We start from the raw sequence: 26,561 nt of genomic DNA on the forward strand, positions 1-26,561 counted from the left end.
AGGAAAAACAACTTACAACTACAATTTACAACTAATACGAAAGCCCACCCATTCAAGGGATGGGACGAGCTGACGCTAGCTCTTAGGGCTATGGCTAGATTAAGTTTTTATCCTTGATTTTAACTTTAAATTTCTTTATTAAGAATAAATAATCCCTCAAGCTGCTTTTGCCATGCTGCCTCAATTATTAGTTTCTTTCAAGATAAAGAGACTCGTAGCGACGGGCTTGAAGGTCTAGAGTAAATTCTTGTTCAGCTTTTTGGCGGGCGCGATGCCGAAGGTGGTTTGTGTCTTGATTCTCTAATACCCAAATCATGCCTCTAGCCAAATCTTCACTATCAAAGGCTTGAGCGAGATAGCCATTGTGTTGATGTTCGATCATATCTGGCATTCCGCCAATATTGAAAGCAACGCAAGGGGTACCGCAAGCAAGTGCTTCCATTACTGTATTGGGCAAGTTATCTTGAGTAGAAGGAGCCACAAAGACATCAGCGGCAGAATAGACAACCGCTAAGGCAATATCATCGTTCAGTTTACCTAAATAATGAGAAGGTAATTCTAACTCAATCGGTTCTTTGGGTGGAGCAGCACCGAAAATTACTACTTCTATTAAGTCATGCCCTTCGGATTTTTTGATACTTTGTAAGGCTTGCTGAAGCCAGTGAAATCCCTTGCGGCGATCGCTATTGGGATACATTGCCCCAAATAATATCAGTTGTTTATCTTGAGGCAAATTCAGGAGTTCTCGTGCTACCTGTTGCGGGATGGGTTTGTATTGTTGAGTATCTAGCCCATTCGGAATAACTTCAACGCGAACATCTTGAAACAGAGAACTCGAACTCGCGCACTTGGCTAGCCAGGTACTCGGAGTAACAATTGTTAAGTTTAAATTCTGCCAAGCTTTCAATTTTCGCTGCCATACCCAGCGGGAAATATCATGACTTTTACCACTATTTAGTTGAGGACAAGCCCCACAGGAATTGATATAGCGATCGCACTCTTGAGAGTAGTGACACCCACCTGTAAACGCCCACATATCATGCAGTGTCCACACAATAGGTTTTTTAAATTTGGCGATGGATTCAATCGATAAGTAGCCATGACAAACCCAATGTAAGTTAACCACATCTGGAGAGAGTTTGGCTACTTTTGAAATAATGCTTTCTGGAAGCCATTGCAGGGAAAAATCTGCCGCGTTGCGCTGACGATAAAATTTTAAGGGTAAAGCATCTAAACGTTCAGGTAGTTTTAACTTAGCGCTTGCCTTTTCCAGAGTCGTTTGGGGGGAAAATACAGCTAGATTATCACTATATTTTAATTGCACTAGAATTTGAGATTCTACACCCAAACGCTGTAAACCCTGGTGCAACCGTAACGTTGCCCGTCCTGCCCCTCCACCATCAGATTCACTCAGATGTAAGACTTTCATCTAGAAATATGACTGACTCCTCACGCCTAGTTTTAAGCTCTGCCTATTGTTTTTTTAACCGCTTGAGCCACTCGCGCTAATTTGGGTCGATTCCATACATACTGCCACACATCCGTTCTCAATTTTGCGGTTGGTGAATAGTATTTCTGGTGCGAAGGAACTAATCGATACTGCATTCCTTGATACACCTCATAGTCGATAATACTCGGCTTTTCGGCATAGCGACTACCGCTGGGGTACTGGCTGGGGAGATAATGAGCGGTTAAGGATTTTCGGGAATATTGGGGATTTAAGGTTGGGAAAGAACCATGAACTGTTCCAGAATTCCAAAATAGTACATCTCCTTTTTTCAAGGCAGGAGCATAAATTTCGTTTTGATGAAGCTCTACATACTCCTTCAATTTTTTCATGTAAGGGCTATTTGAAGCTTTTTCATCAGCCGTTAAGTCGAGTTCAACTCGATGCGATTTGGGCAAAACGTAGAATCTGCCTGCTTCTTCGTGGATGTCTTCTAAGGCGAACCATCCAGCTAGCAGATGACCGCTCGGCATAGAGTCTAAATAATACCAGTCCTGATGAGCCGGTGTAGCGGCGTTCAGATCGAACAACATGGACTGCATCAAGTTATGCTCTTGACTATTGGTGAGTTGAGTCAGTGCATCTCTAACTTGTGGGGAGCAAAAAATTTGTTTAATGGTTTCATCAAACTCTGGATGGTTTGGGTAATCGTGAACATTCAAAAAAGATTCTTCGCAATATCCGAACTCATTGACTTGGTTTCTTTCCCAGCGATTGCTGGATTGTCTAAAAAAATAGCTGTTCGAGTTCAGAACTTGTGATTTATATATGTCTAAAAGCTGATCAATAAGACTTTCTGGAATAAGCTTTTGAAAGATGTAATATCCATTTTCATCATAATACTCTTTCGGCTGGCTCATAAGGTCACCCTGGAGATTTTTTAATGATTGATCAACAAACTGATAGCTTTGAGCATTTAAGCATTATCCTGCTGTTATCACGTCTATCTTAAGGAAGAATAAATATTAATTTCAGTTTTAGCTTATTTTTCTCTAACCTGATAGTGAATTTAGAGCTTGAATATCTTCTTTATTTTATTTTGAGCTTTCTTGAAGATGTTTGGATCGTAATCAAATAACGTTCTTTGGGTAAATCTATCAGCCTCTAAGTCTCGAAAGATAAAGGGTGGATGTTTTAAAGGAAAATCCATTGCTTCTATTGCCATTTTAATATATGGATCTTTTTCATCATGGATGTGGGTTGCTTCTGCACCATACCCAATATTAGTTACCAAATTTCTATCAGAAATAATACATAATCCATTTTGAAGCCAACAGGAAAACATCCATTTAAAATCCCATCCTGTTAAACGTCCATCATATAACATCTGAGCCGTTCTTTCCCAAACTTTTACAGCATAAGGGTCTTCTAATATATCTTTCATAAATTTTTTGTCTCGCACTTCAGGCCAGAGTTTAAGGTCAACATCGAAGTACTGCCATGAACGTCTCCAAGTTGCCCATCCCCAGCAAAGGGTAAAACGAGAAAAATAGTAATTGTAATCTGTTCTTTTGCGTCCAAATAGGACATTTTGTCCCGATATATTCATGACCCTTGGATCGTGGCGATAACGGTCTAGCAATTCTTCACAATAGGTAAAAAAGGTAGGATGAGGGATGCAATCATCTTCTAGGATAATGGCTTCTTCAACGGTGTCAAACACCCAATTTAACCCATCTATAATCCGGGGATCGCAACCTAAATTAGTATCAGAGTAATTTTTGAGAACTTGGCATTCCCAGTCTACCCGATCAATAATTGCACGAGCTGAAGCGCACTTTTCTTTATCCTCAGGTCGGTTAGGACGAGGGCCATCGGCAATAACTAAAAGTTGGGAAGGTTGAGCTTTGCGAATGACCTCAAATACTTTTTCTGTATGATGGGGACGATTGAAAATAATCAAGACAACTGGGGTTTTCATCTACGAATAAGGCTTTATAGATTTTTATTAATTGGGACAATTAGCTTGGATATAAGAATAACAGTTGAGATTTTCAGTCAATATTTTTCTGAAGTTAAAACCCCCTACATATATATTAACTTTCTGCAATTCTTTTAAGCTATACCCGCCAATTTTAGGATTTTTAACAACGAATCTAATTTTACCAAGATATTGTCTCCAGCCAAGTGTGGGTCAATCCCTTCTGGTGGTTTTCGTCCTTCCCCAATCAAGTAGTAATAATCTAGATTGATTTGGTTTAGCATGGCCCAATAACCAACATTGACATAATTGGGGGAAAAAATCTCGATTAACTTCGTTCCTGGCTGGCAGAATACCATATTTGTAATGCCTGAACCATGAGGCGCGATTACAACCTTGACCGAAGAAAAAAGTGCCGCTTTTTCAGTGATCGTCATTGACTCTAGGGCTATGCTTTTGAATCCCCATTGTGCTAAAAAAGCTGTAACTTCAGCTTCGTTAATAACTTTACGATATTGAGCATCAGAACGACTGATATAAAGCCGCTCTACATCTTTATAGCGTTGGGTATTAGAAGCAGAATTGGGTAAAAACTCTCTCCTTAAGAAATCACAAACCCAACGCGGAGGGTTTCCTGATAAGGCTGGCAATGAAGGAACCAATAAGCGCTCGGCTTTTATATGTGGATACTTACAACTTTCAATGATTTTATGATCTGGAATTCCTAAAGTTTTTAAGGTTTCTTGTTGAAAGGGGTAATTGTAACTATTCACAATAAATTTATCTATAGTCTTGAAAGAAATTCCTCCTTGACGCAATAGTTCAATTCTGGGCAATAAATCGGTTAACCAGTGAAAATAAATATGAGCTTTGGCTGAAGTGAGGACAGCGGCTGTTCCTTCAATATGATGTACAGGGGGTAACTTCCACTCCCCGAAAATAGAGTGATTTTTGGGTAATCGTTTAAAGTCTAGAGATACGTCGGACAAAATCCGATCATCTCCTGTAATAACAGCACTGTAATCCACGTTTCTTCCCTTGTTAACCCAGACTCGTCCTCTGGGTACGACAACAACGAATGAAGCCGGTAGCGCTCGCCGATATTCAATTTTAAACTTCCAATGGATAGTTTCATCCAGCGTTTTTGGAATTGAGCGATTGATTAACTGAATGGGATAAATTTCTATATAACTACATTGAAGATAATTTGGAGCGGTTTGGTTAGCAATGATCCACTTTTTCGTTGATTCGTAAAAACCTTTAGGTGGACCAATAATTTCGGAGCTAAAAAGTATTTTTTGAATCGGTTTAATTAAAAGATTTTTAGAGCAGCGAATGACTTCGTTCCCTAAAATCCAGTAAGGTCTAATAAAAGCTTTTAATTTTTTCTCAAGTAAGCTCTCTAATAAGCTCAACAGCCTAGAACAAACACTAGGAAGAGAACCTACTATATATTGAATAGCTAAAATAATTGGCGCAATAAATCTATTTAGCAATTGTGCCCAAATTCACCACCCTGTAAAAAGAGGTTTGGATTGAGTCTCACTGATTACATCCCAAACAGCCCAAGCAGTAGAATAGCTTTGGTTTGGTGAAGAAATATCTTGCGAGTTGGGGGATAAAATGCACCAACAGCGTAAGCCGAAACGAGTTGGCTAATGACGGTTGCGATCGCGGCTCCTAATCCTCCGTAATAGGGGATGAAAAAATAGTTTAGCACGATATTCACAACAGCACCGGCGGCGGCTGTTGCAGCGGAAAACTTCATTAACCCCTCTGTGGTGATCCAGGTTTCTCTAGCCACCCCTAAAGACACAAACAAGCCAGCCCAAATATGTATGTTTAAAATTGCCCCTGCCTCTACATAATTGTTGCCATAAAGCAGCGTAACAATTTGGGTCGATAAAAACGTAACCGGAATTGCAACGACATAAGCTAAGGCTGACACCATCGTAAAAAGTTGTTGTAGCCGCTTGTAATAAACCGCCTCACTGATTTCTTTGGATTGTACAATAATGGGAAACACTGAGTTCACGATCGCACCGGGAACGAAGTACCATAACTCTGATATTTTGACAGCTGCCGAATAAATACCAACGGATTCATCCCCTACCATCTGACCCAGCATGACTTGGTCAATCCGCATATAAATCATAATCACGATTCCGGAGAGAATAAGGGGCCAGCTATCTTTGAGTAATGATTTAGCATACCTAAAACTAACGTGCCATGCCTTAATCAGATTCCCCGTTAATCGATAAGCAATGAGCATCCCGATGGCGCTCAAAATATACTCTACAACTATCGCGGTAGCAAAGGCGACGAGTGGCGCTTTCATCTGAATTAATACAATTTTGACCGCATTAATGAGTACATAAGCGGCATTTCTCGCCCAAACTGAATATTTTGACTGAACTTGTGATTGAAACCAGTAATCAATAATGTCAAATGATTGAACAATAGCTCCAGTTGCAACAATGCTTACCAACCAAAGAGTTTCTTGATAGTTAGGGCTACCACTAGAGGTCGAGAAAAAAACGACTCCAAAGGTAACAAAAAACGTTACGATGCTGGCAATAAATTTGAGGATAAAAGCTGTGCCAAGAGTCTCATTTTTATGAGATATATCGCGTGCTAGGTTACGAATGACAATATTGTCTAACCCTAATTTGGCAAACGGAACAAATAGCCCAACGATGGCGATGGCGTAATTGAAGCGACCAAATCTCTCTGGGCCAAGATAACGAGCGAGCCAAAGTCCAACCAGCAGACCCAGAAGCATCTGCACAATCTTTTCTGTAAATAGCCAAGCCGTATTCCCAATAATCTTACGCAGATTAGGGGTGAGCTTTTGCCTAACAGCAGAGAGCTTGTTTAGCATCAAACGTTTCCAATCCTGATTAAATAGTATTTAAAAACTGAATATTCTAGGGATTAACGAAATCGGTAAAAATCCTTTGCCGTCGATTTCTATAAACTTTATTCAGCTCGTTAACGGTAAGATCTCAGGGTACACAGTTCGCTTAGTTGCACTATCCCCTTTTCCTGAAGTATCCAAGGTTAATCGAACAGTCGTTACCACATACCAAAACCAAATGCTGGTAATTCCTACCAAACCTGTTTCGGTCAAATTTGTCATCAAAGTATACGTTAACAGTAAAAGCGGCAAGCCCGCTTCTGGTAAACGAGCTTTACCTAAATAAACAACTGATTTGGCTATATTATTAAAAAATGAGCAAACAAACAGAGCCACGCCTAACCAACCCAACTCAAGCCCAAGATCTAAAAATCCATTGTGAGAATGCGCTGGTTGAAACTGTGTTTTTGCCACAATAATATCACCCCCTGGGTCTCCAGCTCCTCGCCACGGCTGCCAGAAACCCGATAATCCGTAGCCTAAAATAGGACGTTGGTTGATTTTATCTACGATAATCGGCCAAAAATCGGTTCTTCCTGTTAATGTCATATCTTTATTCAGGGTATCTACGACAATAAATTTTAAATTTTCTGTAACAATAATGCTCACGCAAATACTGACTATCATAAACAGAATGACCGAAACAAAAGCCCATTGAACTTTTAGCCTTTTGACAAAACCAAAGTATCCCCACAAACTTAATAACACTACCGTTAAAACTTTGCTGGCTCCACTGTTTCCGTTAATCAATCCAATAAATGATATAACAACGAATGCAAGAGATCGGCGACGTTGCTTAGGAGCATAAAAAGCGTGCATTAACCACAAAACGGCTGTTTGAGCCATGAAAAAAGAGAATTGGTTTTTGTGGCCTAAAACTCCATGCCAATCGCTTTGATTCTCTTTAACCGCATAAAAAATACAAATGATGGCTAGAATGATGTTGACCCACCGCCAAAATCGATAAATTTCTGTCCAAGAATACTGTTTGCCGAAATAAATAGCAAAAATTGTAACCTCTAATAAGACTAAAACCGTTTTTAGCGTGAGGCTTATATCATTTGACCAAAATACAGATAGCGCCGCTAATAGCAAAAATAAACTGAAAAAAGGAGCTTTAACAAAAATGTCGGCTAAGACCCTAATGTAATTTCTTAGCGTATAACGCAGCCGGGAAACTATAATACAAAAAATAATGCTATAGAATCCAATTTGAGCCGCTATAGTGGGGATTGTGGTTGTTATCAGCATCAAAGCTCTAGGATGTAATTTATCAAACGGGCTAAGTGTGGCTCCCGTTGACCCCGCTATACTGATCAGCAACATCCCAAAAAACAACATTTCTATAGCCTCGGTCAGTTTTTTATTTCTGCCTGTATAATTAAAAATTATCAAGAAATAAACGATGGCAATTCCTACGAGAAAAAAAAGAATTATGGGGCTGCTTAAAATAATTTCTTTCATAACTATTGTCTAATTTGCTTCACAGTTTAACTAAAACGTTACGATTTAAGATTGAGAAAAAAAGCATTGACTAGTTCATCAAGTAATTGGGTTCTTTCGGCGACTAGAAGACCATATACCCCGATTTTAGGCTTGAGGATAAAACCCTAGGAAACTGGACAAGATTGCCCAAGAAATGCCTCTTATCTGTTCAATAGGGGGGCATTCAGGTGAGTCAATTCTCATGTCCTCATTGGTAACAGAAGCAGCAGTATCCTTCGACATTGAGCCATAAGTTCCTCTCGCGCTATACCGGACTTACTCAGCATGATATACTCTGTTCCCGGAAAACAGCTTGTTTATCCTTATATCCAACTCAGTTAGTGTCCACAATCTGATGAACCCTATGGGTGCAGAGAAAATGAGTCGTACAAATCAAACAATACAGACTAGATTACCAGAATTTGATTTACTTAGAAGTCTAGCGATAATAGGAGTCGTCATTATTCATATTACAGCCCCCCTGGACTTATATGCCCATCAGGGGGTTTTTGTGTATTATCTATTTGTCAGCATTCATTTAGCTCAACGATTTTGTGTTCCAGTATTTCTAATAATTAGCGGTTTTTTCTTAACCTATAAGATTGAAAATCAACAAAATCCAACTTTAATTTTAAAAAAGAGACTCCTCCGAATCATTCCTCCTTATCTTTTTTGGTCTTCATTTTTTTATTTTTTAGATGTTGTTTTGGGTGAAAGAAATTTCAATCTATTTTTATTACTAAAAGATTTATTGACAGGCTCTGTTGTAGGTTCCTATTACTTTGTGGTTTTGATTATCCAATTTTATGTTTTGTGGTGGCTTCTATCCAAGTTAAAAGTTTGGAATTACACCAAATTGTTGATGATTTCCCTGGGTATTCAGATTATAATAACAAGTTATTTATATTATTATCTATTCCAAGTTCACTACTTCCCTGTAATTGATTTAATGTATCGATTCATAGCGGCTTGGTCTTTTTATTTTGTCTTGGGTTTATGTTTAGGCAATAATTATGAAAAAATTAAAAGGATTATTCAAAAGCTAAAATTTCCTTTAGTTTTAATGAATTTAGTTTTTCTCGTGCTAAGCATCATTGAATTTTACATCATTGATGGTTTAAATCTAGTGAATACCATTAATCCTCAAACAGAGATAACAGGTGCAAAGCTTGAAACGGCTATTTCCTATTGGCGGATATCTTCGCAACTTTATTCTGTCGCTTTTTTTCTTCTGATTATATCCTTCCATAGCACGAATTTTTTGCCATCTGGAGTCACTCAGATTGTAAAAAAAATCTCTGAATATTCTTTCGCTATTTATCTCATTCATCAACCTATTCTTTGGAAATTATTTTTTAGAGTATTTAACTTATTAGGAACGGGAAGCTTAGCTTCTTTTTTGGTTATTTTAGTACTCGATTTGGGGATATGTTACGGCTTGATTTATTTAGGTTGTAAATTTTTGCCCAAAAAGTACAGCCGATATGTATTTGGGTTGTAACCCCATACATTGAAAAATTCCTGAAATTGAACCAAAGGGTTGTATTAAGGATAAAGCGATACGATGCTGGAAGCGCGTTTCTGAGGGAAGGGAAAGTCAGCGATATGAACTGGGTATTTTCAGGCCCTTTAAGGGTGGAAACAGTGGAAATTGCGATCGCCGATTTACCGGCGTCATTGAAAGGCACAAAACTCGTACAGCTTTCGGATTTACACTACGATGGCGTGCGGCTATCGGAAAACTTACTGGCTCAAGCCATTGAAGCCTGTAACCAAGCTGAAGCCGATTTAATCTTGTTAACCGGCGACTACGTAACGGATGACCCGAACCCAATCGACCAACTGGTGCAGCGGCTAAAGCACCTACAAAGTCGCGCAGGTATCTATGCCGTACTCGGTAACCATGACCTTCACCATCGTCGTTCAAAAGTCCAAGTGACAAACGCACTCACGAGTATTGGAGTGCGAGTGTTGTGGAATGAGGTCGCCTATCCTTTAGGGTCAGAATTACCCTTTGTGGGATTTGCCGATCTCTGGTCGCGTGAGTTCAATCCCGCACCCATCATGAATGAGCTTGACCCCAAGACGCCCCGCATCGTTTTGTCTCATAATCCTGACACGGCTGAGTTATTGCAGCAATGGCGAGTGGATTTGCAGTTGTCGGGTCATACTCATGGGGGTCAGGTTGTGATTCCAGGATTTGGCCCTGGCCCCATCTTGCTGAACAAGCTCCAGCCCCATATTCCCAAACCGATGCAGCGCTGGATTCCGTTCATGAGAGCCTGTACCAGGGTCGTCAAGCATTGGGAATGGGCTGAAGGACTGCATCAAGTTGGGAACAATCAGCTCTATATCAATCGGGGTTTGGGCAGTTACGCGCCAGGACGCCTATTTTGTCCGCCAGAGGTGACAGTCATTACTCTGGTGAGAGAGGTGAGGAACTGACGCCTCATCCTCCCCAATCAATAACCACAGGGGCAATTCCCCTCCAAAGTAGTGCTTGGACACTAGCAAATCCCACAAGGCTTTAGCTATCGCAAAACTCTGAGTTTCGTTATAGTACTTCTGAGCGTGATGCTAACGCGCTCAAGTCATCCGTCAGATGATTACGCCATCTGCGTGCAGCAGCGCAAGGTGCTATCGTAAGCCAACCTTTTTCACTCCCTGGGACATTGAAAATTCCCTTTCCTGAGTGCAAGATGTGGCTTTGGCTATCAAACTCAGGTTTCATCCATGAGAAGTAAATTGCTCCAGAACTGGGTGCTCCCTCCAAGTTGGTTACGGTTTTTAATCATCATCATCTTAGTCTTGGGTCTATTTTTTCGGTTTGTTAATCTTGACCGAAAAATCTACTGGATGGATGAAACGTATACCTCACTACGAATTTCTGGATACACAGAAGCAGAAGTCGCACAGCAACTTCTAGAAAGTCAAATCTTGAGCCTTCAAAACTTACACCAATATCAACGTATTAACTCAGAAAAAAGCATCGTTGATACTGTTAAAGGCTTAGCCACCGAAGAACCCCAACTAGCCCCCCTCTATTTCATATTGGTGCGTTTTTGGGCGCAAATGTTTGGCGATTCAGTCGCGGCAATCCGAAGTTTTTCTGCCTTCCTGAGTGTGCTGGCTTTACCTTGCATCTATTGGCTGTGTTTAGAATTATTTGAATCGTCGCTAGTCGGATGGTTAGCGTGTGCCTTGCTTGTCATTTCCCCCTTTCAATTGGTATACGCCCAAGAAGCACGACAATATAGTTTGTGGACTGTGGCGATTTTATTGTCTAGTGCTTCACTTTTACGAGCCATACGCATCAATACTTGGCGCAGTTGGGGACTTTACGCAGTAACAGTAGCAGTGGGTGTTTATTCTCACTTATTTTTCGTCTTAGTTGCCATTGCCCAGGCTATCTATGTCTTCTTTATTAATAACTACCGTTGGAATAAAGCATTAAAAGGTTATTTACTCAGTTCGATCGTAGGAATCATCGCTTTTTCTCCTTGGATTGTCGTGATTCTAACCAACTACAAGCAAGCCTTAACCATGACGGCGGCTCAAGACACCAAAACCTCCTTATTATATTTTCTGAAAAGTTGGTTAGGTAATCTCAGTCGTAATTTTATCGATACGGGCTTTTCTTCCGGTTCGCCTTTTGCAGTACCCTGGTACCATTTAGTATTACCCAGCCTGAGTATCTTAGTTATCACGGCCTTAGTTATCTATTCTCTTTACTTCCTAGCTCGTGATTCTCCCAAGAGAGCTTGGTTATTTATCTTCCTATTAATTGGCTTTACTTCATTAGTTATCATCATACCGGATTTGATTTTAGGCAGGCGTACCTCGGTTACAGGGAGATATATGATTCCTTCTTACCTAGGAATTCAGCTATCGGTTTCTTATTTGTTGGGATCGAAAATTAACCCCACTCTTCTCTCCAACAGATTCCATCAATTCTGGAAGCTGATTCTGCTTGCACTACTCACGAGTGGTGTGATCTCCTGTGTGATTATTTCCCAATCCCAAACTTGGTGGAACAATCTCACGGATACCCATAATCGACAACTCGCTCAAATCATCAACCAAACCAGTAATCCGTTGGTTATTCAAGAAATTGACTCTGCCCCACCTCGTTATAATGTTTTTAATCTAATTTCTTTAAGTTATCTGTTAAATCCAGAAGTAAAATTTAAGTTTATTCCTAAAAATACGACAACTAAAATTCCCCCAAAGTTTAGCAATATATTTTTTATGGCTCCCTCTCATGTTTTGCAATCAGGAATTGAGATAGATTATCAAACTAAAATAGAGCCGATTGATGGAAACCCAGAAACCAGGTTATGGAAATTAATAAAGCCGTAAAGCCTTTGTCTTGGCATTAGAAATATTAGAATATATCGCTCAGAGTCAGATTTTGCACTACCAAGTAAACCATGAAAATCAGATTAACACCACACTGGGCGCTTCCTCCGACTGGATTACGAGTTTTAATCATTGTCTTGTTAGTACTGGCTATATTTTTCCGCTTCACCAATCTGGGTCTTAAAGTTTACTGGCATGATGAAACAATTACCTCATTACATTTGGCTGGTTACATTGGAGAAGATGTGCGACAACGCATTTTTAATGGGGGCATCGTTAGTGTTCAAGATTTACTGAAGTATCAGTATCCAACACCTGAAATAAGCTTAAACGATACCCTTCGCACTTTGATTATAGAAGACCCTCAACATCCGCCCGTCTACTATCTATTGGCGCGACTTTGGATGCATTGGTTTGGTAATTCTGTGGCAGTTATAAGGAGTGTATCTGCCCTGATTAGCTTGCTCGTATTTCCATGTATCTATTGGCTATGTATTGAATTATTTGAATCGTCCCTAGTGGGATGGGTTGCGATCGCACTCAGTTCAATCTCACCCGTGTACCTCGTCTTTGCTCAGGAAGCACGAGGGTATAGCCTATTGATGGTAACTATCCTCCTATCGAGTGCCTCCCTTCTAAGAGCCATGCGATTGAACACAATAGGAAGTTGGCTAATTTATGCCATAACTTTGGCATTGGGGCTTTATAGTCTTCCCTTAATTCTACTCACCGCCATTGGACATGGGATCTATGTGGTCATAGTCACAGGCTTACGGTGGAACAAGACGATTACCTCTTATCTTCTAGCTTCATTCGCAGGAGTTTTAGCCTTCACTCCTTGGCTGGCATTAACATTTAATAGTTTAACAAAAGCCCAGGCATCAACAGCTTGGTCTGGCACTAAAGTCCCTCTATCCCGTTTAGTTAAAAGTTGGATTGGCAACATTAGCAGAGTTTTCTTTGATATCAACCTTGACGCCAGTGCTCCGGCAATTTACCTCATTCCTCCCGTCTTAATTCTTTTAGTTTTAGTCATCTATTCGTTCTATTTTCTGTATCGTCAAACTCCTCCAAAGATCTACCTATTTATTTCAACCATGATTGGGGTTCCGTTCCTAGCCTTACTAATTCCCGATCTGATTTCAGGTGGGCTGAGATCCAGTGTTCCTCGATATCTTGTCCCTGGTTTTTTAGGAATTCTGCTAACCGTCACTTATCTTCTGAGTCAGAAAATTGTCTCGGCTAATTCGCTACAACGAAAACTCTGGCAATCTGTGATGCTGCTGCTAATTTCGGCGGGCATTATATCCTGTGTCGTCTATTCCCAGTCTCAGGTATGGTGGAACAAAAAACCTAGCGATACTCATGTCCAAGCCGCGACGATTATTAATCAAGCCAATCGTCCTTTACTGATTACCAGTTACTATCACGCTAATTTTGGTGAACTTTTATCGATGAGCTATCTCCTCAATCCCAAAGTGCAGCTTCAATTAGTATCAGAACCGAATATACCCAACATTCCTCAGGGGTTCAGCGATATTTTTGTTTTCAACCCTTCTCCTGCCTTAAAATCTGGACTCGAAAGAGACTACAACAGCAAAGTGGAGCCAATCGAACCCAGTGATCTCCAGCTTTGGCAACTCAAAAAAATAGTTAAATAGATTTCACCTTCAGAATTCCCGATCCGCAATATTCCGCACATTGCGAATGGTATGGGGCAAAACGCCTACTAAGCGAGCAAAGGCTTCATCCGGCAACTTCGCAAGAGTCTCCGAATCAAAGTATTGCTCAAACTGATTGAGAATCATCTGAGCGCGTTGTGCAGGCACGGGATTGTCGGTAATTTGTCGAGTGAGTCGAATCCACTGTCGTCGAAGCGCATAAGCCCGTTGCCGCTCATCAGCCGTTTCTGGATAAACCAACGAAAAATTACCCACTAGCAGTACTCGCTGGCAATCCAAATCGAATAGCCCACCGACTGCCGATCCGGGGCCAGCAAATTCGGCGTGATAGCGCTTATAGAGAATTAAGCCATTCCGACGCCGACTATTGATGATTAGCAGTTGCTTATCGTGCAACTGCTTGAGGACTGCCAATGCCTGTGAGTCTTGAAACTGATCCATGCCACTATAGCCTTGAGAGTCGGCGAAACCTATCCGGCGGGCAAGCACCTCCTCTTCGTAAAGAGCTGTCTGGCAACGCTGTTTGTTATCGCTCTCCATCTCAACTTGTATTGCTTAACTTCTCTGAGCAGGGAGGCACCCAGACCGAAAGCACGACCGACAAACTCAATTGGTATAAGTTCTTGAGGATACACTAGCAGAAAAATTCAGTTTACCATCTGTTTTTAATTACCCTATCAAACAAACTCAGATTCAGGATTGTTTGTTGCTCGTTAACTTTGTAACTCCATTTTATGGCATACCGCTTGGGTACAGGAAAGATTGCCGTGGGGAGATTATGGATGAGAGCAGAGCGGATGAATTGCTAAAACAACCTTAAATTTTACCAATTATTATCAAAAAAGGGTTATGGAAGCAGGGTAAACCGACCTAACATCCTTTGACAGATGCCATCCACAGGAGTCTTCTCATCGATAGCCTTCAGCTCGTTCCACCCAGATCAAGGTGTTTATGTAAGAACAGGCGTTTAGGTTGCCCAAACAGCCATGCACTGTAACTCGGCTCAACCTGGTGCAGTTGATATCCAGCCTTGAGATAAAGCTGCCGTGCCTGGTGATTGTTTTCTAGCACATGGAGGTACAGGTCTGGGAACCCCCATTCTAGAGACGTTCGTTCACAGGCGAGGAGTAATTGTCGAGCAACTCCCAGTCGCCGATACGATTTTCTGACAGCGAGATTAGAAATATAAGGATATTGAGAACCATGGGGTTGCCAAGAGGGTGGAGAACGCAGCGCAATCTCCACAGTTCCTGCTAAAACTTCACCCGAATCCGTAACCTTAGAGCCGTCGGCAACCGCAACCAAACAAACATAATGGGGTGAGTTAGCTCGCAACCGATTTCGCAAATCTTCGTAAATCCCCAATCTGAGCATAGGGTAAGCCCAACGGATGACCCCAGTCCGAGGATGAAAGCTGTCAGTTAGAATTTCTGCCAGAGTGGTCAGATCCAGCACTTGAGCGGTACGGATCGTAAAGTTGGATACACCAGTCGTAACAACATCCTGACTGGTAGGGGCTGGCTCATAGGGCGTCAAGAAAGAGAAGCAGGGGTTCACATCCACAAAAATAGTTTGGGAAAAGAATAGCTAAAAAGGTTCAATACGAACAAAGTATCAAAAATTTACATGTGTTAGATAAAACAGGTGTCTGTCAGGCGATTGTACAACAACTGTTGTAGTTTTCGGGTGCCAATTTATGGGGTCGGGGGGAGCGGGGTCAGGGGGAGCGGGAGATAGGGGCTGGTCAGTTTATTTTGGCCTGGGGAAACTAGAGATTTCCACAGAGGAACACAGACAAGAGCGTTTCTAGTTTAGGGAAGGATAGTATTGTACAAGTAGTGCATCGATCAATGGCAGTCAAGGAAAAGCCCATAGCTGTGCTCCGACCGAATTAACAGAACCCTATCCGGATGAGCCTTGCATCATCAAGGTATGTTTCTAACCGCCGATTTCCAGGACTAGCTTAACTAAAGCCAGGTTTGTCAGCGTGACCTCAGGGGATCGGCAGAGGATGAAACCGCCAAGCGTTAGAAACAAATTTTTTAGTGGATAACCTCTGTTCTTCTTTTCAAAGGATACAACCATACTAGAAAACAAAAATTAAAATCGATTGGGGTGCACCACAACCATAACGTTAGCTCTGGAGGGTCTCTTTCCTTGTCGGCAGACAACAAGTCGCCTCAGGATTTAGGATGGATCACTTTAGCCCCGATCGCCCAACGAACGAGCCACCCCTCTCAAGAGAAGAATCTGTGAACAGTGTCCAGACTTTTTTTACCCGACAAGCCTTGGCAACAGGAGAGCGGTGCATGAGATCCCAAGAAACAATTAGGCCCAAACTTCTGGTTGTTGACGACGAGCCAGACAATCTTGACCTGCTTTACCGGACTTTCCATCGAGAATACAAAGTCTTGAGGGCAGACAATGGGCCTGCGGCATTAGAAATTTTGGCGAAGGAAGGGGATATCGCGGTGATCATCTCCGATCAGCGTATGCCCTTAATGAGCGGCACAGAGTTTCTCAGCCTCACGGCGACCCGATACCCGGATATCATCCGGATTATCTTGACTGGCTACACGGATGTGGAAGACCTTGTAGAGGCGATCAATGCGGGTAAAGTCTTTAAATTTGTCACAAAACCTTGGAATTCCGATGACCTCAAAGCCGTTGTGCGGCAGGCAATGGATACCCACAATGTCTTGAAGGTTCGCACCAGAGAACTGTGTCGGGCGCTACGCCGGGAATCTCTCCTGAATACCGTTACCAATACGATTCGCAACGCCCAGTTTGGGCAGGAGGGGGATTCTCCTCTCCAGCAAATCCTGCAAAGGATTGTCGAATCCGTAGGGCATCTGCTGGAGGTCGATATTTGCCTTCTACGTCCCTTTCAGGATGGGCGGTTGGTCGATGAATGGTTTGTGTATCAAAAAGATCAAGGGTCGCTACGCTCCTCAACAGAGGCAGGGCTTAATGGCTCTGCTAGCCCCACAGAAATCGCGGCGAACAGTCCCGAACCCGTAACCACAGATTCAGAAATCGGGGCCAGAGAGAAAGCAATGGGTGATTCTGCCTTATTGGCGTCACCACATCTCCCTGTTTCCTCCTCATCCTCTTCTTACCCCTCCCTCTTGGAACAAACCGTGTGGGAAACCCGCGAGGTTGAAGTGATTAATGATGTGTTAACAGATGAGCGCTTCCTCAGTGAGGGTGAAGAAATTCGACAACGAGCGATCGCCTATCAACAAACCAACATTCGATCAACCTTGGTGGTGCCGCTGATTAGTCAACAAGAGCTAGTCGCCGTTCTGGCTCTGCATCAGTGTGAGCAGCCTTACTATTGGCAGGATGACGAAATTCAGTTGGTGGTAATGGTTGCCGATCAAGCCGCGTTGGCGCTTTCCCAGGCACGGGCTTACGAACAAGTGCGGGCGTTGGCAACCCAGCAAGCTCTAGTGAATACCATCACCAACGCCATCCGTTCCACCTTAGACCCCCAAGAGATTTTTACCGCCATTACTCAACAATTAGGACAAGCGATCAAAGTGGATGGCTGTACTTTATCGCTTTGGAGAGAAGAGGACGAATTTGTCCAATGTGTGGGCTTGTATGATGGCAAATCGGCTCAAGTAGTGGAATCTGAAGACACAGAAAATTTCAATACAGCCTTTATTAATCAATTCTCCAACTCTAGCTCTGTGACTCATCAGTTACCCCAATCCCTTGTCCCCATTTCAGGGAATCCGGTGCTGCAACAGCTCGTGAGAACCCAACAGCCAGTCGCGATCGATGATTTGGCAGCGAACCCAGAAATGAAAGGGTTTGACCTTCCCTTTCGCAAACCCGCACGAGCACTTTTGGTGGTACCTTTATTGGCGGATAGTGCCAGCAGTAATGCTAGCGTGAGCGACGCCCGCACAACCCCAAGATTGCCAGGACAACCATCGGGCAAAATTATTGGCAGTATTACCTTGCGCCACACTTACCGCCCTCGCCATTGGCTACCCTCAGAAATTAATTTAGCTCAGGCTGTGGCTGCACAAGCCGCGATCGCCGTTCAGCAGTCACGACTCTATCAGAAAACACGGCAACAAGCTGAGCGGTTAATGGAATTAGACCGGCAGAAGACCGAGTTTTTCCAAAATATTTCCCATGAATTCCGCACGCCCCTGACCCTAATGATTGGGCCACTAGAATCGGTGATTGAGCGGAAACAGGATTTACCTTACGAACAATGTGCGATCGCCCTACGGAATTCTCGACGATTATTGCGCTTAGTCAATCAACTCCTCGATTTACATCGACTGGATGCCGGTCGGATGCAAGCCAGTTTCCGTCCCTGTAACTTAGTCCAGTTTGTCAGTCAAATTGTCGAAGCGTTTCGGCCTTACTGTGACAAAAAGAACATCCGTCTTTCAACGCAGCTCACACGTTGTACCTCGGTTTATGTCGATTTAGAAAAATTTGATAAGGTGCTTTATAACCTCCTGTCTAATGCCATGAAGTTTACCGAAGCTGGGGGGAATATTACCATCAAGGTAGAATCGGCAGGAGACCATGTCCGGTTGCAGATTAGCGACACGGGCATTGGCATTAAGAAGGAGCAAGTACCCCATTTATTTGAGCGGTTCCGGCAGGCAGAAGGGTCGGTTAATCGCAGTTATGAGGGCAGCGGTTTGGGGCTGGCTTTGGTGAAAGAATTGGTGGAACTGCATGGAGGTCAAATTTCGGTCGAGTCGGTTTATTCAGAAGGCACGACCTTTACCGTGTGGCTACAAACGGGGACTTCTCACCTACCCGTTGAGCAAGTACTGGAAGTGCCCACAGAAATGCAGGTAAGTCGGGCATCGGTGGAATTAGCCGACTTAGAAATCGAATTACCCGTAGAGGAAGAAGAACAGGGAACTGGAGAACCTCAGATCAAGGTGGCGGGAGTGCCTGCTTCTCCCCCATCCCAAATCTTGGTCGTAGACGATAATTCAGATTTACGCGCCTATGTGTCCCGCATTCTGCGGCAGGAGGGCTATCAAATTCGGATAGCTCGAAACGGAGCAGAAGGGTTCGAGGTCGCTCAGGAGTATCGTCCCCAGCTCATTGTGGCGGATTTGATGATGCCGGAGGTATCGGGTTTAGATATGATTCGGATGATTCGCGACACCGAAGAGTTGAAAGGGACACCGATTATTCTGCTCACGGCAAAAGCCGATGAAGCGACGCGAATTGAAGGCACTGAACAAGGGGCCGATGCTTATCTGTCGAAGCCGTTTAACGACCGGGAATTATTAGCAGAAGTACGGAATTTGTTGGCACTCAAGGCGAATGAGCAACGGGTGCTTGAATTGAATACCTATCTGACAGAGTCGGTACTGCGGCGCTTTTTGCCTCCGGCAATGGTTCAAAGGGCAGCCAAGGGCGAACTGGAACTGGATTTAAGTCCAGAACAGACTCTGATTACAACCTTGTTCAGTGATATTGTAGGCTTTACTCAGCTATCCAATACCTTGCGATCGCGTCGCGTAGCCGAGTTACTCAACGAGTACCTCGCCGCGATGACTCAGGCCGTTTTTGATAATGGTGGTACGGTTGATAAGTTTATGGGTGATGGAATTTTGGCCATTTTTGGTGCTCCGGAGGTTCTATCACCAAAAGAGCAAGTACGAAGAGCTGTCGCAACAGCACGGCAAATGTTGCGTTCCCTAGAGCAGCTCAACCAGCGCTGGGAAGAACAGGGGATTGTCGGGAAAGATGGACCCCCGCCTGTGAGATTCCGTTGTGGCATTCACCAAGGAACAGCGGTTGTGGGAATGTTTGGAGGCAAGGAACGCTCAGACTATACAGCCATTGGGCCTTCGGTTAACATTGCTTCGCGACTACAAGAAGCGGCTGAACCCAATTCAATTCTCGTCTCAGCCCAGGTCGCTGACTGGTTGGATGATCATGAAATTACCAAGTTCCGTCCCCTGATGCTCAAAGGTGTGGATGAGACGGTACTCACATTTTCAGTCAAGCCAATGACCAACGATTCTGACAAAATGTGACCTCAGCTCAGTGATATATAAATGTCTATGCTCAACCGTCAATTAACCTGACTCAAAAGGAATCTAATTTTGAGTCATGAGCGTCTACTTACAATGCACAAATTAGCGAATGCGTGTTAATCATGAACATTTCACAATGCCTGCAAGTCGCTGGGCTAGCTGTTGCTTCCTTGCTTACCATCGGTACATTGAGTCCGACAACCGCCGCTACTTTTGACGATGCAGAAGTGAACGGCAATAATTTTATTGCTGTCGCAGCTCCCTACGGCGACAACAAGCATCAACTCCTGATTATCGAACAACTTTCCAATCGGCGACCCTGCTGGAGCGAAACGGGCAGCAACCCAGTTACGGTCGAGCCTCTACTCCTAAAGTTTGACTTTACAGGGATTTGTGGACGTAGCACCGATAGTAATGGCTATTCGCTCCGCATGAGTGGTGAAGACCTCGGTTTAGACTATCTTCTCAGAATCGTTGAGCGTAATGGGGAATTGGTGCTGGTTGGGACACCTCGCGTCAATCGCAGTGCAGGAGAGGTTGAAATTGGCAGCACGCAGGGCATGACGAATGGTTTTGCCAAGATTATTCTCAACCCAGGTTGGCGGTTTACAAGAAGAACCTATCAAGGAAAGTCTTTAGGCCATATCTACCTGACGACTGATTCATCAGCTCCCGTAGCCTCCCAGTCGAATACGCCACCTCGAAATCTACCGAGTTCTCAACCTTCATTTTCTAGTCCTCCGCCTGTACCATCATCTCCTCCTGAGCGGGAGTTGATTTTTACCAAGCCTGGAGATGACTCAACGGCTCCATCAATCGGGGTTCCAAGCACTCCAGTTCCGTCGTCTCCTTCTACGCCAGAGCGTCAGATTCCTGTGTTTGTGGTGCCAACCAACTAGTGCAAGACAGCAAAAGTTTCTGACCACCTCTGTGCAAGCAGGGGAGCGGGGGAGCGGGGGAGCGGGGGAGCAGGGAAGATTTTAGCTGGTCAGTTATTTCTGCCATGCTGCAATAGTGCAAGACGGCAAAAATTTCCCACCAGTCCGGTGAAAGCAGCGATGTATTAGACATCTCCGAAAAAAAATCTGAAAACCTTATCCTGTCTTGGTGAAAACCTAATTTCTGGAGATGTCTATACTTTATACAATACATCAGCGCTACTTTGCCGTAGCGATGGGAAAATTTACTGATTAAAACTAAAACGACCGTCTACTTTTTCTCCATCAATATCAGAAATAATTTTCACCTGATATTGACCCGTTGCTGTTGCTGGCAATAGAGCAGCGTAATGTTTACCTGCCGCATCATAGGGAAGGTAGTGGATACAATGCGATCCCTCTTTGATGGTACAACCAGCTAATTTCTGGGAACACTAAAATTGGTTTAGTTCTCAGGAGTTATGAGCAACATTATTGGGATGATAACCGTCCTAGTCGGTGCAGTAGGGGCAGGAGTTTCAGTGTGGTTTGTATCGAGGCAGCAGCGACAACAGGAGCAAGAGCATCATCAGGAAACAGAGCGTCGCCTCCTCGCTCAACTAGAACAAGAAAGACACCAGCATGAAGAAGTAGAGCGTCAGCAACAACAGGAGCAAAAACATTATCAGGAAACAGAGCGTCGCCTCCTCGCTCAACTAGAGCAAGAAAGACGCCAGCGTCAAGAGATTGAACGTCAGCGTCAACAGGAGCAAGAACGTCATCAGGAAACAGAGCGCCGCCTCCTCGCTCAACTAGAACAAGAAAGACGCCAGCACCAAGAAGTAAGTCCAAAAGACTTGAATCAGGAGCCAAATCAAGAAGCAACCCCGCCAGAGCCTCATTTTCCTTCATGGGATAGTTTTAATCATGTCATTCAAACTGGTATTGGTGATTTGGAAAAGTCTCTAACTAACTCGTTTGAAGAGGTGGCTACTCCAACTCCAGAAAGAACGCCAAACTTTGTTTTGAAACTGCGCGATCTACTAGCCTCAGGAAAATGGGAGGAAGCGGACAAGGAAACACTTAAGATTATGCTCCAGGTGGCGGGTCGAGAGAAAAAAGGTTGGCTCGATGTGGCATCCATCCAAAACTTTCCATGCGAAGATTTCCGCGTTATAGACCAACTTTGGTTGCAATCCTCTAACGGGCGCTTCGGATTTAGTGTTCAAAAGCACATTTGGAAAAGTGTAGGAGGAAATCTCAAAGCTGACGACAAAATATATAAAGCCTTTGGCGATCTCGTAGAATGGCGAGTGAATGAAAACTGGCTACAAATCAATGATCTTACCTTTGAACCATCAGCTCCCGTTGGACATCTGCCTGCTACTGCTGTCAGGTTGGGTGGATTAAGTTGGGGTGTAGATGGGTTTTGGTGGGAAAAAAGAGAAGCTTACGTGTTTCTTCTTTCCGAGAAAGATTGGTAACTTCTAACATCTTCACACAATAGGCCAAAGCGATCATTTTTTTTAAGCCTATTCAAAAGGTCTCGTTTCCCGTTGGCTCATTGTGGACAAGACCTTGCTTCTGATAGCGATAGGAGGCTACAACGGGGTAAACAATACCGCGTAGCCGATTGATGCAACCAACGGGACGATGGACTGCTAGACCGTTCCAGGGAGAAAATCGCAGGTTTTCACAGAAATCGTATTGTTTTTCAAAATTAATGATCTGATGCTTAACGGTAAGACGACCGACAGTGAAGAAGGGTGATTCGCTTTCCTTCCAGGTAATCGTGGTATCGTCGATGGACATGTTTGGGCTGGTTTGGAACTGAATACCAAAGTCCCAGCAGTATTCAGCATCAGGTTTCGCCAGAGATTGAATTAGGTCATCTCGGTAGTAATTATCAGGTTGATTGGGAGCTAAACCGAGTGCTTTGGCGCGATCAAAGAAGGGAAGTTTAGGAATTCCTGGTCGAGACTGGAATGGAATCCTGTCATGCGGGGGTTGGCTTGAAACTGGAGTAAACGCATATTTAATTACAGCAGGATATTCGACAGGAACTAAACTCGTCTTCGAGGCATCAAAATTGGGTTTAAGACCCAAAGCAGAGGCTGAACTACTCCAATACTTTTGTGTTAGTAAACTTTTCGGAAACTGGCTCGTACCCTTGATGAGTGCTAAGAACTGCCTAGGATGTTTAAAGAGCCACTTCTTTGTTGCCTCGTCTGACTCGACGACAGCAGAAAAAAAGCCGTAGTAGTCTCTGATGCTTTTAACAAAGAAAAACTCCGAATTGTGAACAATAATGTCCTGGGTTTTCGACTCATAGCTTTGCTCAAGCCGTTCCCCTTCAACGCCCATCACTTTCACTGCCATTGAGCGGGTGTCTGACACGTAATCATTTTCTACTTGAAAGCGCCCGTTGGCAAATCGCAGCCAAACAGGATATTGTTTGGGTAAAGAAAGTAAGCCTTGCTTAATGGAAATGGCATTGAGTTGCGAAGAAGTCAATGAGGCATGTTTGTTCAATTCGCGTTTAATCACTTCTTCATCAATGTCAAAGATTTCAAGAGTTCCTTTAACAGCAGCATGACTTTTGGTATGGGTATCTCGCAGCGCCCGCTCTTTGTCTTTATATAGATTATCCATGCGGGTCTTGACTTGCTCGACCAGGAGATCGTAGTATTTGCGTTCATCCTGTTCGGGATACTCTGTAAATAATTTCTGGATCATATTTACCTTCTTTCGCCGCTGTACAGCTTGTTCATCGACAACTTAAAGATTGAAACTGACTTTGTACTTGCGATCGCTTGGAGGAACATTGCGATTCACTAAATCGGAAACCGTTTTGGTATTTTGAATAATTTCCCAACCAACGGGAGAAAAGGTATCCTTGTTGAAGATTTTAGGTGATAACAAAGGATTAGTTAAGGCTTGGGAGAAAGCATCAATGCCAATTAACCGTGCTACTAGAGGCGGTATAGCGGAATTTTCCCGCACATCTTCAGCGTACAATCCGACAAAAAATTCAATCTTATCAACATGACCATATAACTCTTTTAATTTCTGTTGTGCATATTCATCACCGGTAATTTGATTGAAATCAGTCACCCTGGGAAAACCACACATTTCGCGGTAATCATTGTAGCTGGCTAATTGCGCCTGTCGTCCTAGTTTAATACTGGCTAGTTCAGTAGCATCAATAAAGGTGTAGGGTGTGCCTGAGATTGGGAAATCAGGCGTATTAAATAAACCTATTCTGGTACCCGGTTGGGAACAAGTCTCTTCCATCAAGGCACCCAACCCTTTATCAATTAACATTTGATTATTCCAAAGGGAATCGTACATGGGTGTTTCTTTGCCGTCATATATAAATTTTTCGGGCAGTGCACTATGCCAGCGATAGACCAGACTAAATTCAAGAGCCATCCAATTTTCTCGATACCAGCTTTCCTTGGCAAAAGCTTCAGGGTCGGCAAAGAATTTAAATTTATAGGGCGTAATGTGGAAAATATACTCTTCCATAATGATATTTAAAACAATCACCATGAGAATATTTCTCGCGGTTTGGAATAGCCTTTCATCGTCCCATTCCGGGTAATTTTTTGACAAAATATCACAAATTCGATTATGTTCCCTGATGCATAAAGTGTTGAGCATGACATAGCCAATTTGGACGTTTGCTCGTTCAACTCCCATTGCAAAGAGCTTGGCTTTCTTTTCGGGGGGTTGTCTTTTCTCATCATTCAGGGGTGCATGAAGACCCTCAAATTGAGGATCGATAATACTATTCTCAGGATCGGCATAATAAAAGAGTGGATATTCTTCTTCTACCCCATCGTGGCGCTTGAGTTTCTGGGTTTTAAATTTCCCATCTTTGAAAGCTCTGATAAGATTTGTCTGTTTACGGGTTAACCCGTAAACATTACACATATCAATTTGATGATTGGAGGTATTTTTGAAGCGGTTTTGCTGATCGATCCGTAGAAAACTATCAGTAAACCACTGCACCCAATAGGGAAAAAGCAGAGTCGATTTTGGTGAATAAATCGTTTTTCCATCTCTTTTTTGGAATAAAACCTTTAAGTCTTTGATTTCCGGTAAATTTCCATCTTTGTTAAATTCCGGGTCGGGAGGTAAATGTCGCCCAGTATAAGTCCGGTCTGTAAGTGAATCCCAAGAGGTATAGGCATCAGTTTTCTTGGGAATGTTTGTCCCTGGAATGCAGGGATCTAGGGTCATTAAGCTATAGGGAAGGGGGCGAGTCGGAATTTTATAAATGATACTATTCAGAAAAAATTTGTTGATTTTACGTTTCAAAGGTTCATAACTTTGAACTAAATTCCACAAGGGTTTGAAATTGCTCAAAGCATAGACTAAAGCTTTGTTGCTTAATCCGTCTCTAGATGTATCTCTTGCCATGATTGCTTTTCCTTTTATTTTTTATAGATGAAAACGCTTGCTTAGGTTCAATTTTGAGGTCTTGATGAAGTCTTCTTACTTCTCCAAATTTTGAATAAGTTTGGGGAGAACTTTTTCTAGATTCTTGGGACGATAGTCCTTTCGGACTTGCAAACGCTTGATAGTGCTTTCATGAAGATCTTCAATGACATCGCCCACTTCGCGGAACTTGATTCCTGCCAACTTGAAGAACCCAGGATCGTTCTTAAAATCGCACTCATAATTAGGATTGATGCCTGTGGGAATGACACTTGGATCGAACTCAAGCCCTAATCCAAGCTCACCGGTTGCATCCATCATCCACTGTAAGGCGGCATCTGATAACCCGCTGTGTTCTTCCGTTCCACCACCAACGCAACCATGTCCGCCCGGAAACCAAACTTGAATTACCCGTTGGTTCTCAACTTCAGGATGCTTCTTCATCGGGGTGACGTCGAAAACTTCGCGGATTTCATCGATCGCAACGGCGTGCAACGCATTCTGGATCGACTTATTTAACGTGGTGTCGTGGAATCGATACCGCTTATTGAGTTGTTGGTGAAACTTCTTGAAGGCGGGGAGTCCAGGAATCCCAAGAGAGCCGACAGTGTCGAAACAACCGAGTAAAGTGATCGGGACGCGCTCGCCGTATTGCTCACGGTAATCCGCTGCTATTCGATCCTTTGGTTTAATGTCTCGGTTGCGGTAAAGCTCGTAAGCTTCGTGTGCTCGGGTAACATGAGGGCGATCTAGGAGACCGGAGCAATAGATCATCCCCGCTAGGCTTCTGACAGTATAAGCACCGCGACTGAACCCGAATAGATAAATTTCGTCACCAGCTATATAGTTGAGACTCAGGAACCGATAAGCATCTTCGATGTTTCGATCAATTCCCAGTCCAGTGGCTCCGCCCAAAAGCTTGTTACTATCCGTTCCAACGCCTTCGTCATAAAACACAATCTGTGGAACTTCATCACTAGCAATGGGCTTCACGGATTGAGCTAGTTTAACTATATTACTTGGGTAAGGATTCGCTAGCTGTTGCCAAGTTCCATCACAGCAAACAATAAGACGTTTCATGTTCTACCTCCAATATTTTCAGTCAATGAAGTGAAGCAATAGCATTAGTCGCAGCATTACTCAGAACCTGTACTTTGTCTTTCATTGAAGGACTAGTATCGATGACGATAATTAAATCAACAGGAGGTATAGCTCTTCCTTTTTTATTCATATTTATTCGCTTTTTTCAGAGGATTTTAATTAAATAAAATTATTCATGGATAAAGATTTTCATG

The 26,561-nt window shown here is 43.1% G+C and carries 18 protein-coding genes; 7 read left to right on the plus strand and 11 right to left on the minus strand.

Annotated features, from left to right (window positions below; genetic code table 11):
- Window positions 1-187: 187 nt before the first annotated feature.
- The 6 genes from MIC7113_RS17375 to MIC7113_RS17400 form a co-directional block, all read right to left on the minus strand.
- Window positions 188-1,429 (minus strand): glycosyltransferase family 4 protein, encoded by a 1,242-nt coding sequence (locus tag MIC7113_RS17375; RefSeq protein ID WP_015183472.1) that lies wholly within the window; start codon window positions 1,427-1,429, stop codon window positions 188-190.
- Between the two features lie 32 nt (window positions 1,430-1,461).
- Window positions 1,462-2,367: a phytanoyl-CoA dioxygenase family protein gene (locus tag MIC7113_RS17380; RefSeq protein WP_015183473.1), complete on the minus strand. Its 906-nt coding sequence runs from the start codon at window positions 2,365-2,367 to the stop codon at window positions 1,462-1,464.
- Between the two features lie 149 nt (window positions 2,368-2,516).
- Window positions 2,517-3,428 carry a hypothetical protein gene (locus MIC7113_RS17385; protein WP_015183474.1) on the minus strand — a complete coding sequence of 304 codons (912 nt, stop codon included), beginning with the start codon at window positions 3,426-3,428 and terminating at the stop codon, window positions 2,517-2,519.
- 134 nt (window positions 3,429-3,562) lie between these two features.
- A complete protein-coding gene (locus MIC7113_RS17390; RefSeq protein ID WP_015183475.1) occupies window positions 3,563-4,924 on the minus strand; it encodes a glycosyltransferase family 61 protein in 1,362 nt (453 codons plus the stop codon).
- Between the two features lie 53 nt (window positions 4,925-4,977).
- Window positions 4,978-6,309: a flippase gene (locus MIC7113_RS17395; RefSeq protein WP_015183476.1), complete on the minus strand. Its 1,332-nt coding sequence runs from the start codon at window positions 6,307-6,309 to the stop codon at window positions 4,978-4,980.
- Window positions 6,310-6,411: 102 nt separating this feature from the next.
- Window positions 6,412-7,809, minus strand: a complete 1,398-nt coding sequence (locus tag MIC7113_RS17400) for an O-antigen ligase family protein (RefSeq protein WP_015183477.1) — start codon at window positions 7,807-7,809, stop codon at window positions 6,412-6,414.
- A gap of 385 nt (window positions 7,810-8,194) precedes the next feature.
- On the opposite strand from MIC7113_RS17400, the gene MIC7113_RS17405 reads away from it, so the two are divergent.
- The 4 genes from MIC7113_RS17405 to MIC7113_RS17420 all read left to right on the plus strand — a co-directional run bounded on the left by MIC7113_RS17405 (window position 8,195) and on the right by MIC7113_RS17420 (window position 13,850).
- Entirely contained in the window at window positions 8,195-9,331 is a 1,137-nt protein-coding gene (locus MIC7113_RS17405) for an acyltransferase (protein ID WP_051055715.1), read from the plus strand.
- A 104-nt stretch (window positions 9,332-9,435) separates the two neighbouring features.
- On the plus strand, window positions 9,436-10,275 hold the full coding sequence (locus MIC7113_RS17410) for a metallophosphoesterase (RefSeq protein ID WP_015183479.1): 840 nt from the start codon (window positions 9,436-9,438) through the stop codon (window positions 10,273-10,275).
- 288 nt (window positions 10,276-10,563) lie between these two features.
- Entirely contained in the window at window positions 10,564-12,189 is a 1,626-nt protein-coding gene (locus MIC7113_RS17415) for a glycosyltransferase family 39 protein (RefSeq protein WP_015183480.1), read from the plus strand.
- A 71-nt stretch (window positions 12,190-12,260) separates the two neighbouring features.
- Window positions 12,261-13,850: a glycosyltransferase family 39 protein gene (locus MIC7113_RS17420; RefSeq protein ID WP_015183481.1), complete on the plus strand. Its 1,590-nt coding sequence runs from the start codon at window positions 12,261-12,263 to the stop codon at window positions 13,848-13,850.
- Between the two features lie 9 nt (window positions 13,851-13,859).
- Here MIC7113_RS17420 and MIC7113_RS17425 read toward each other — a convergent pair whose 3' ends face one another.
- Together MIC7113_RS17425 and MIC7113_RS17430 are read right to left on the minus strand one after the other, a co-directional pair.
- The gene (locus MIC7113_RS17425; protein ID WP_015183482.1) at window positions 13,860-14,411 is read right to left on the minus strand and encodes a hypothetical protein; all 552 of its coding nucleotides are present in this window, start codon (window positions 14,409-14,411) and stop codon (window positions 13,860-13,862) included.
- 381 nt (window positions 14,412-14,792) lie between these two features.
- Entirely contained in the window at window positions 14,793-15,434 is a 642-nt protein-coding gene (locus MIC7113_RS17430; protein ID WP_015183483.1) for a GNAT family N-acetyltransferase, read from the minus strand.
- Window positions 15,435-16,180: 746 nt separating this feature from the next.
- Here MIC7113_RS17430 and MIC7113_RS17435 point away from each other — a divergent pair.
- The 3 genes from MIC7113_RS17435 to MIC7113_RS33490 all read left to right on the plus strand — a co-directional run bounded on the left by MIC7113_RS17435 (window position 16,181) and on the right by MIC7113_RS33490 (window position 22,307).
- On the plus strand, window positions 16,181-19,906 hold the full coding sequence (locus MIC7113_RS17435) for a response regulator (protein ID WP_041780959.1): 3,726 nt from the start codon (window positions 16,181-16,183) through the stop codon (window positions 19,904-19,906).
- 122 nt (window positions 19,907-20,028) lie between these two features.
- On the plus strand, window positions 20,029-20,805 hold the full coding sequence (locus MIC7113_RS17440; protein ID WP_015183485.1) for a DUF3747 domain-containing protein: 777 nt from the start codon (window positions 20,029-20,031) through the stop codon (window positions 20,803-20,805).
- 500 nt (window positions 20,806-21,305) lie between these two features.
- Entirely contained in the window at window positions 21,306-22,307 is a 1,002-nt protein-coding gene (locus tag MIC7113_RS33490) for a GUN4 domain-containing protein (protein WP_015183486.1), read from the plus strand.
- A gap of 52 nt (window positions 22,308-22,359) precedes the next feature.
- Here MIC7113_RS33490 and MIC7113_RS17450 read toward each other — a convergent pair whose 3' ends face one another.
- The 3 genes from MIC7113_RS17450 to MIC7113_RS17460 form a co-directional block, all read right to left on the minus strand.
- Entirely contained in the window at window positions 22,360-23,559 is a 1,200-nt protein-coding gene (locus MIC7113_RS17450; RefSeq protein WP_015183487.1) for a hypothetical protein, read from the minus strand.
- A 42-nt stretch (window positions 23,560-23,601) separates the two neighbouring features.
- Window positions 23,602-25,248: a peroxidase family protein gene (locus MIC7113_RS17455; protein ID WP_015183488.1), complete on the minus strand. Its 1,647-nt coding sequence runs from the start codon at window positions 25,246-25,248 to the stop codon at window positions 23,602-23,604.
- Between the two features lie 75 nt (window positions 25,249-25,323).
- Window positions 25,324-26,346, minus strand: a complete 1,023-nt coding sequence (locus tag MIC7113_RS17460) for a DUF2235 domain-containing protein (RefSeq protein ID WP_015183489.1) — start codon at window positions 26,344-26,346, stop codon at window positions 25,324-25,326.
- Window positions 26,347-26,561: the final 215 nt, after the last annotated feature.

This window comes from Allocoleopsis franciscana PCC 7113 (assembly GCF_000317515.1).
Classification (GTDB): domain Bacteria; phylum Cyanobacteriota; class Cyanobacteriia; order Cyanobacteriales; family Coleofasciculaceae; genus Allocoleopsis; species Allocoleopsis franciscana.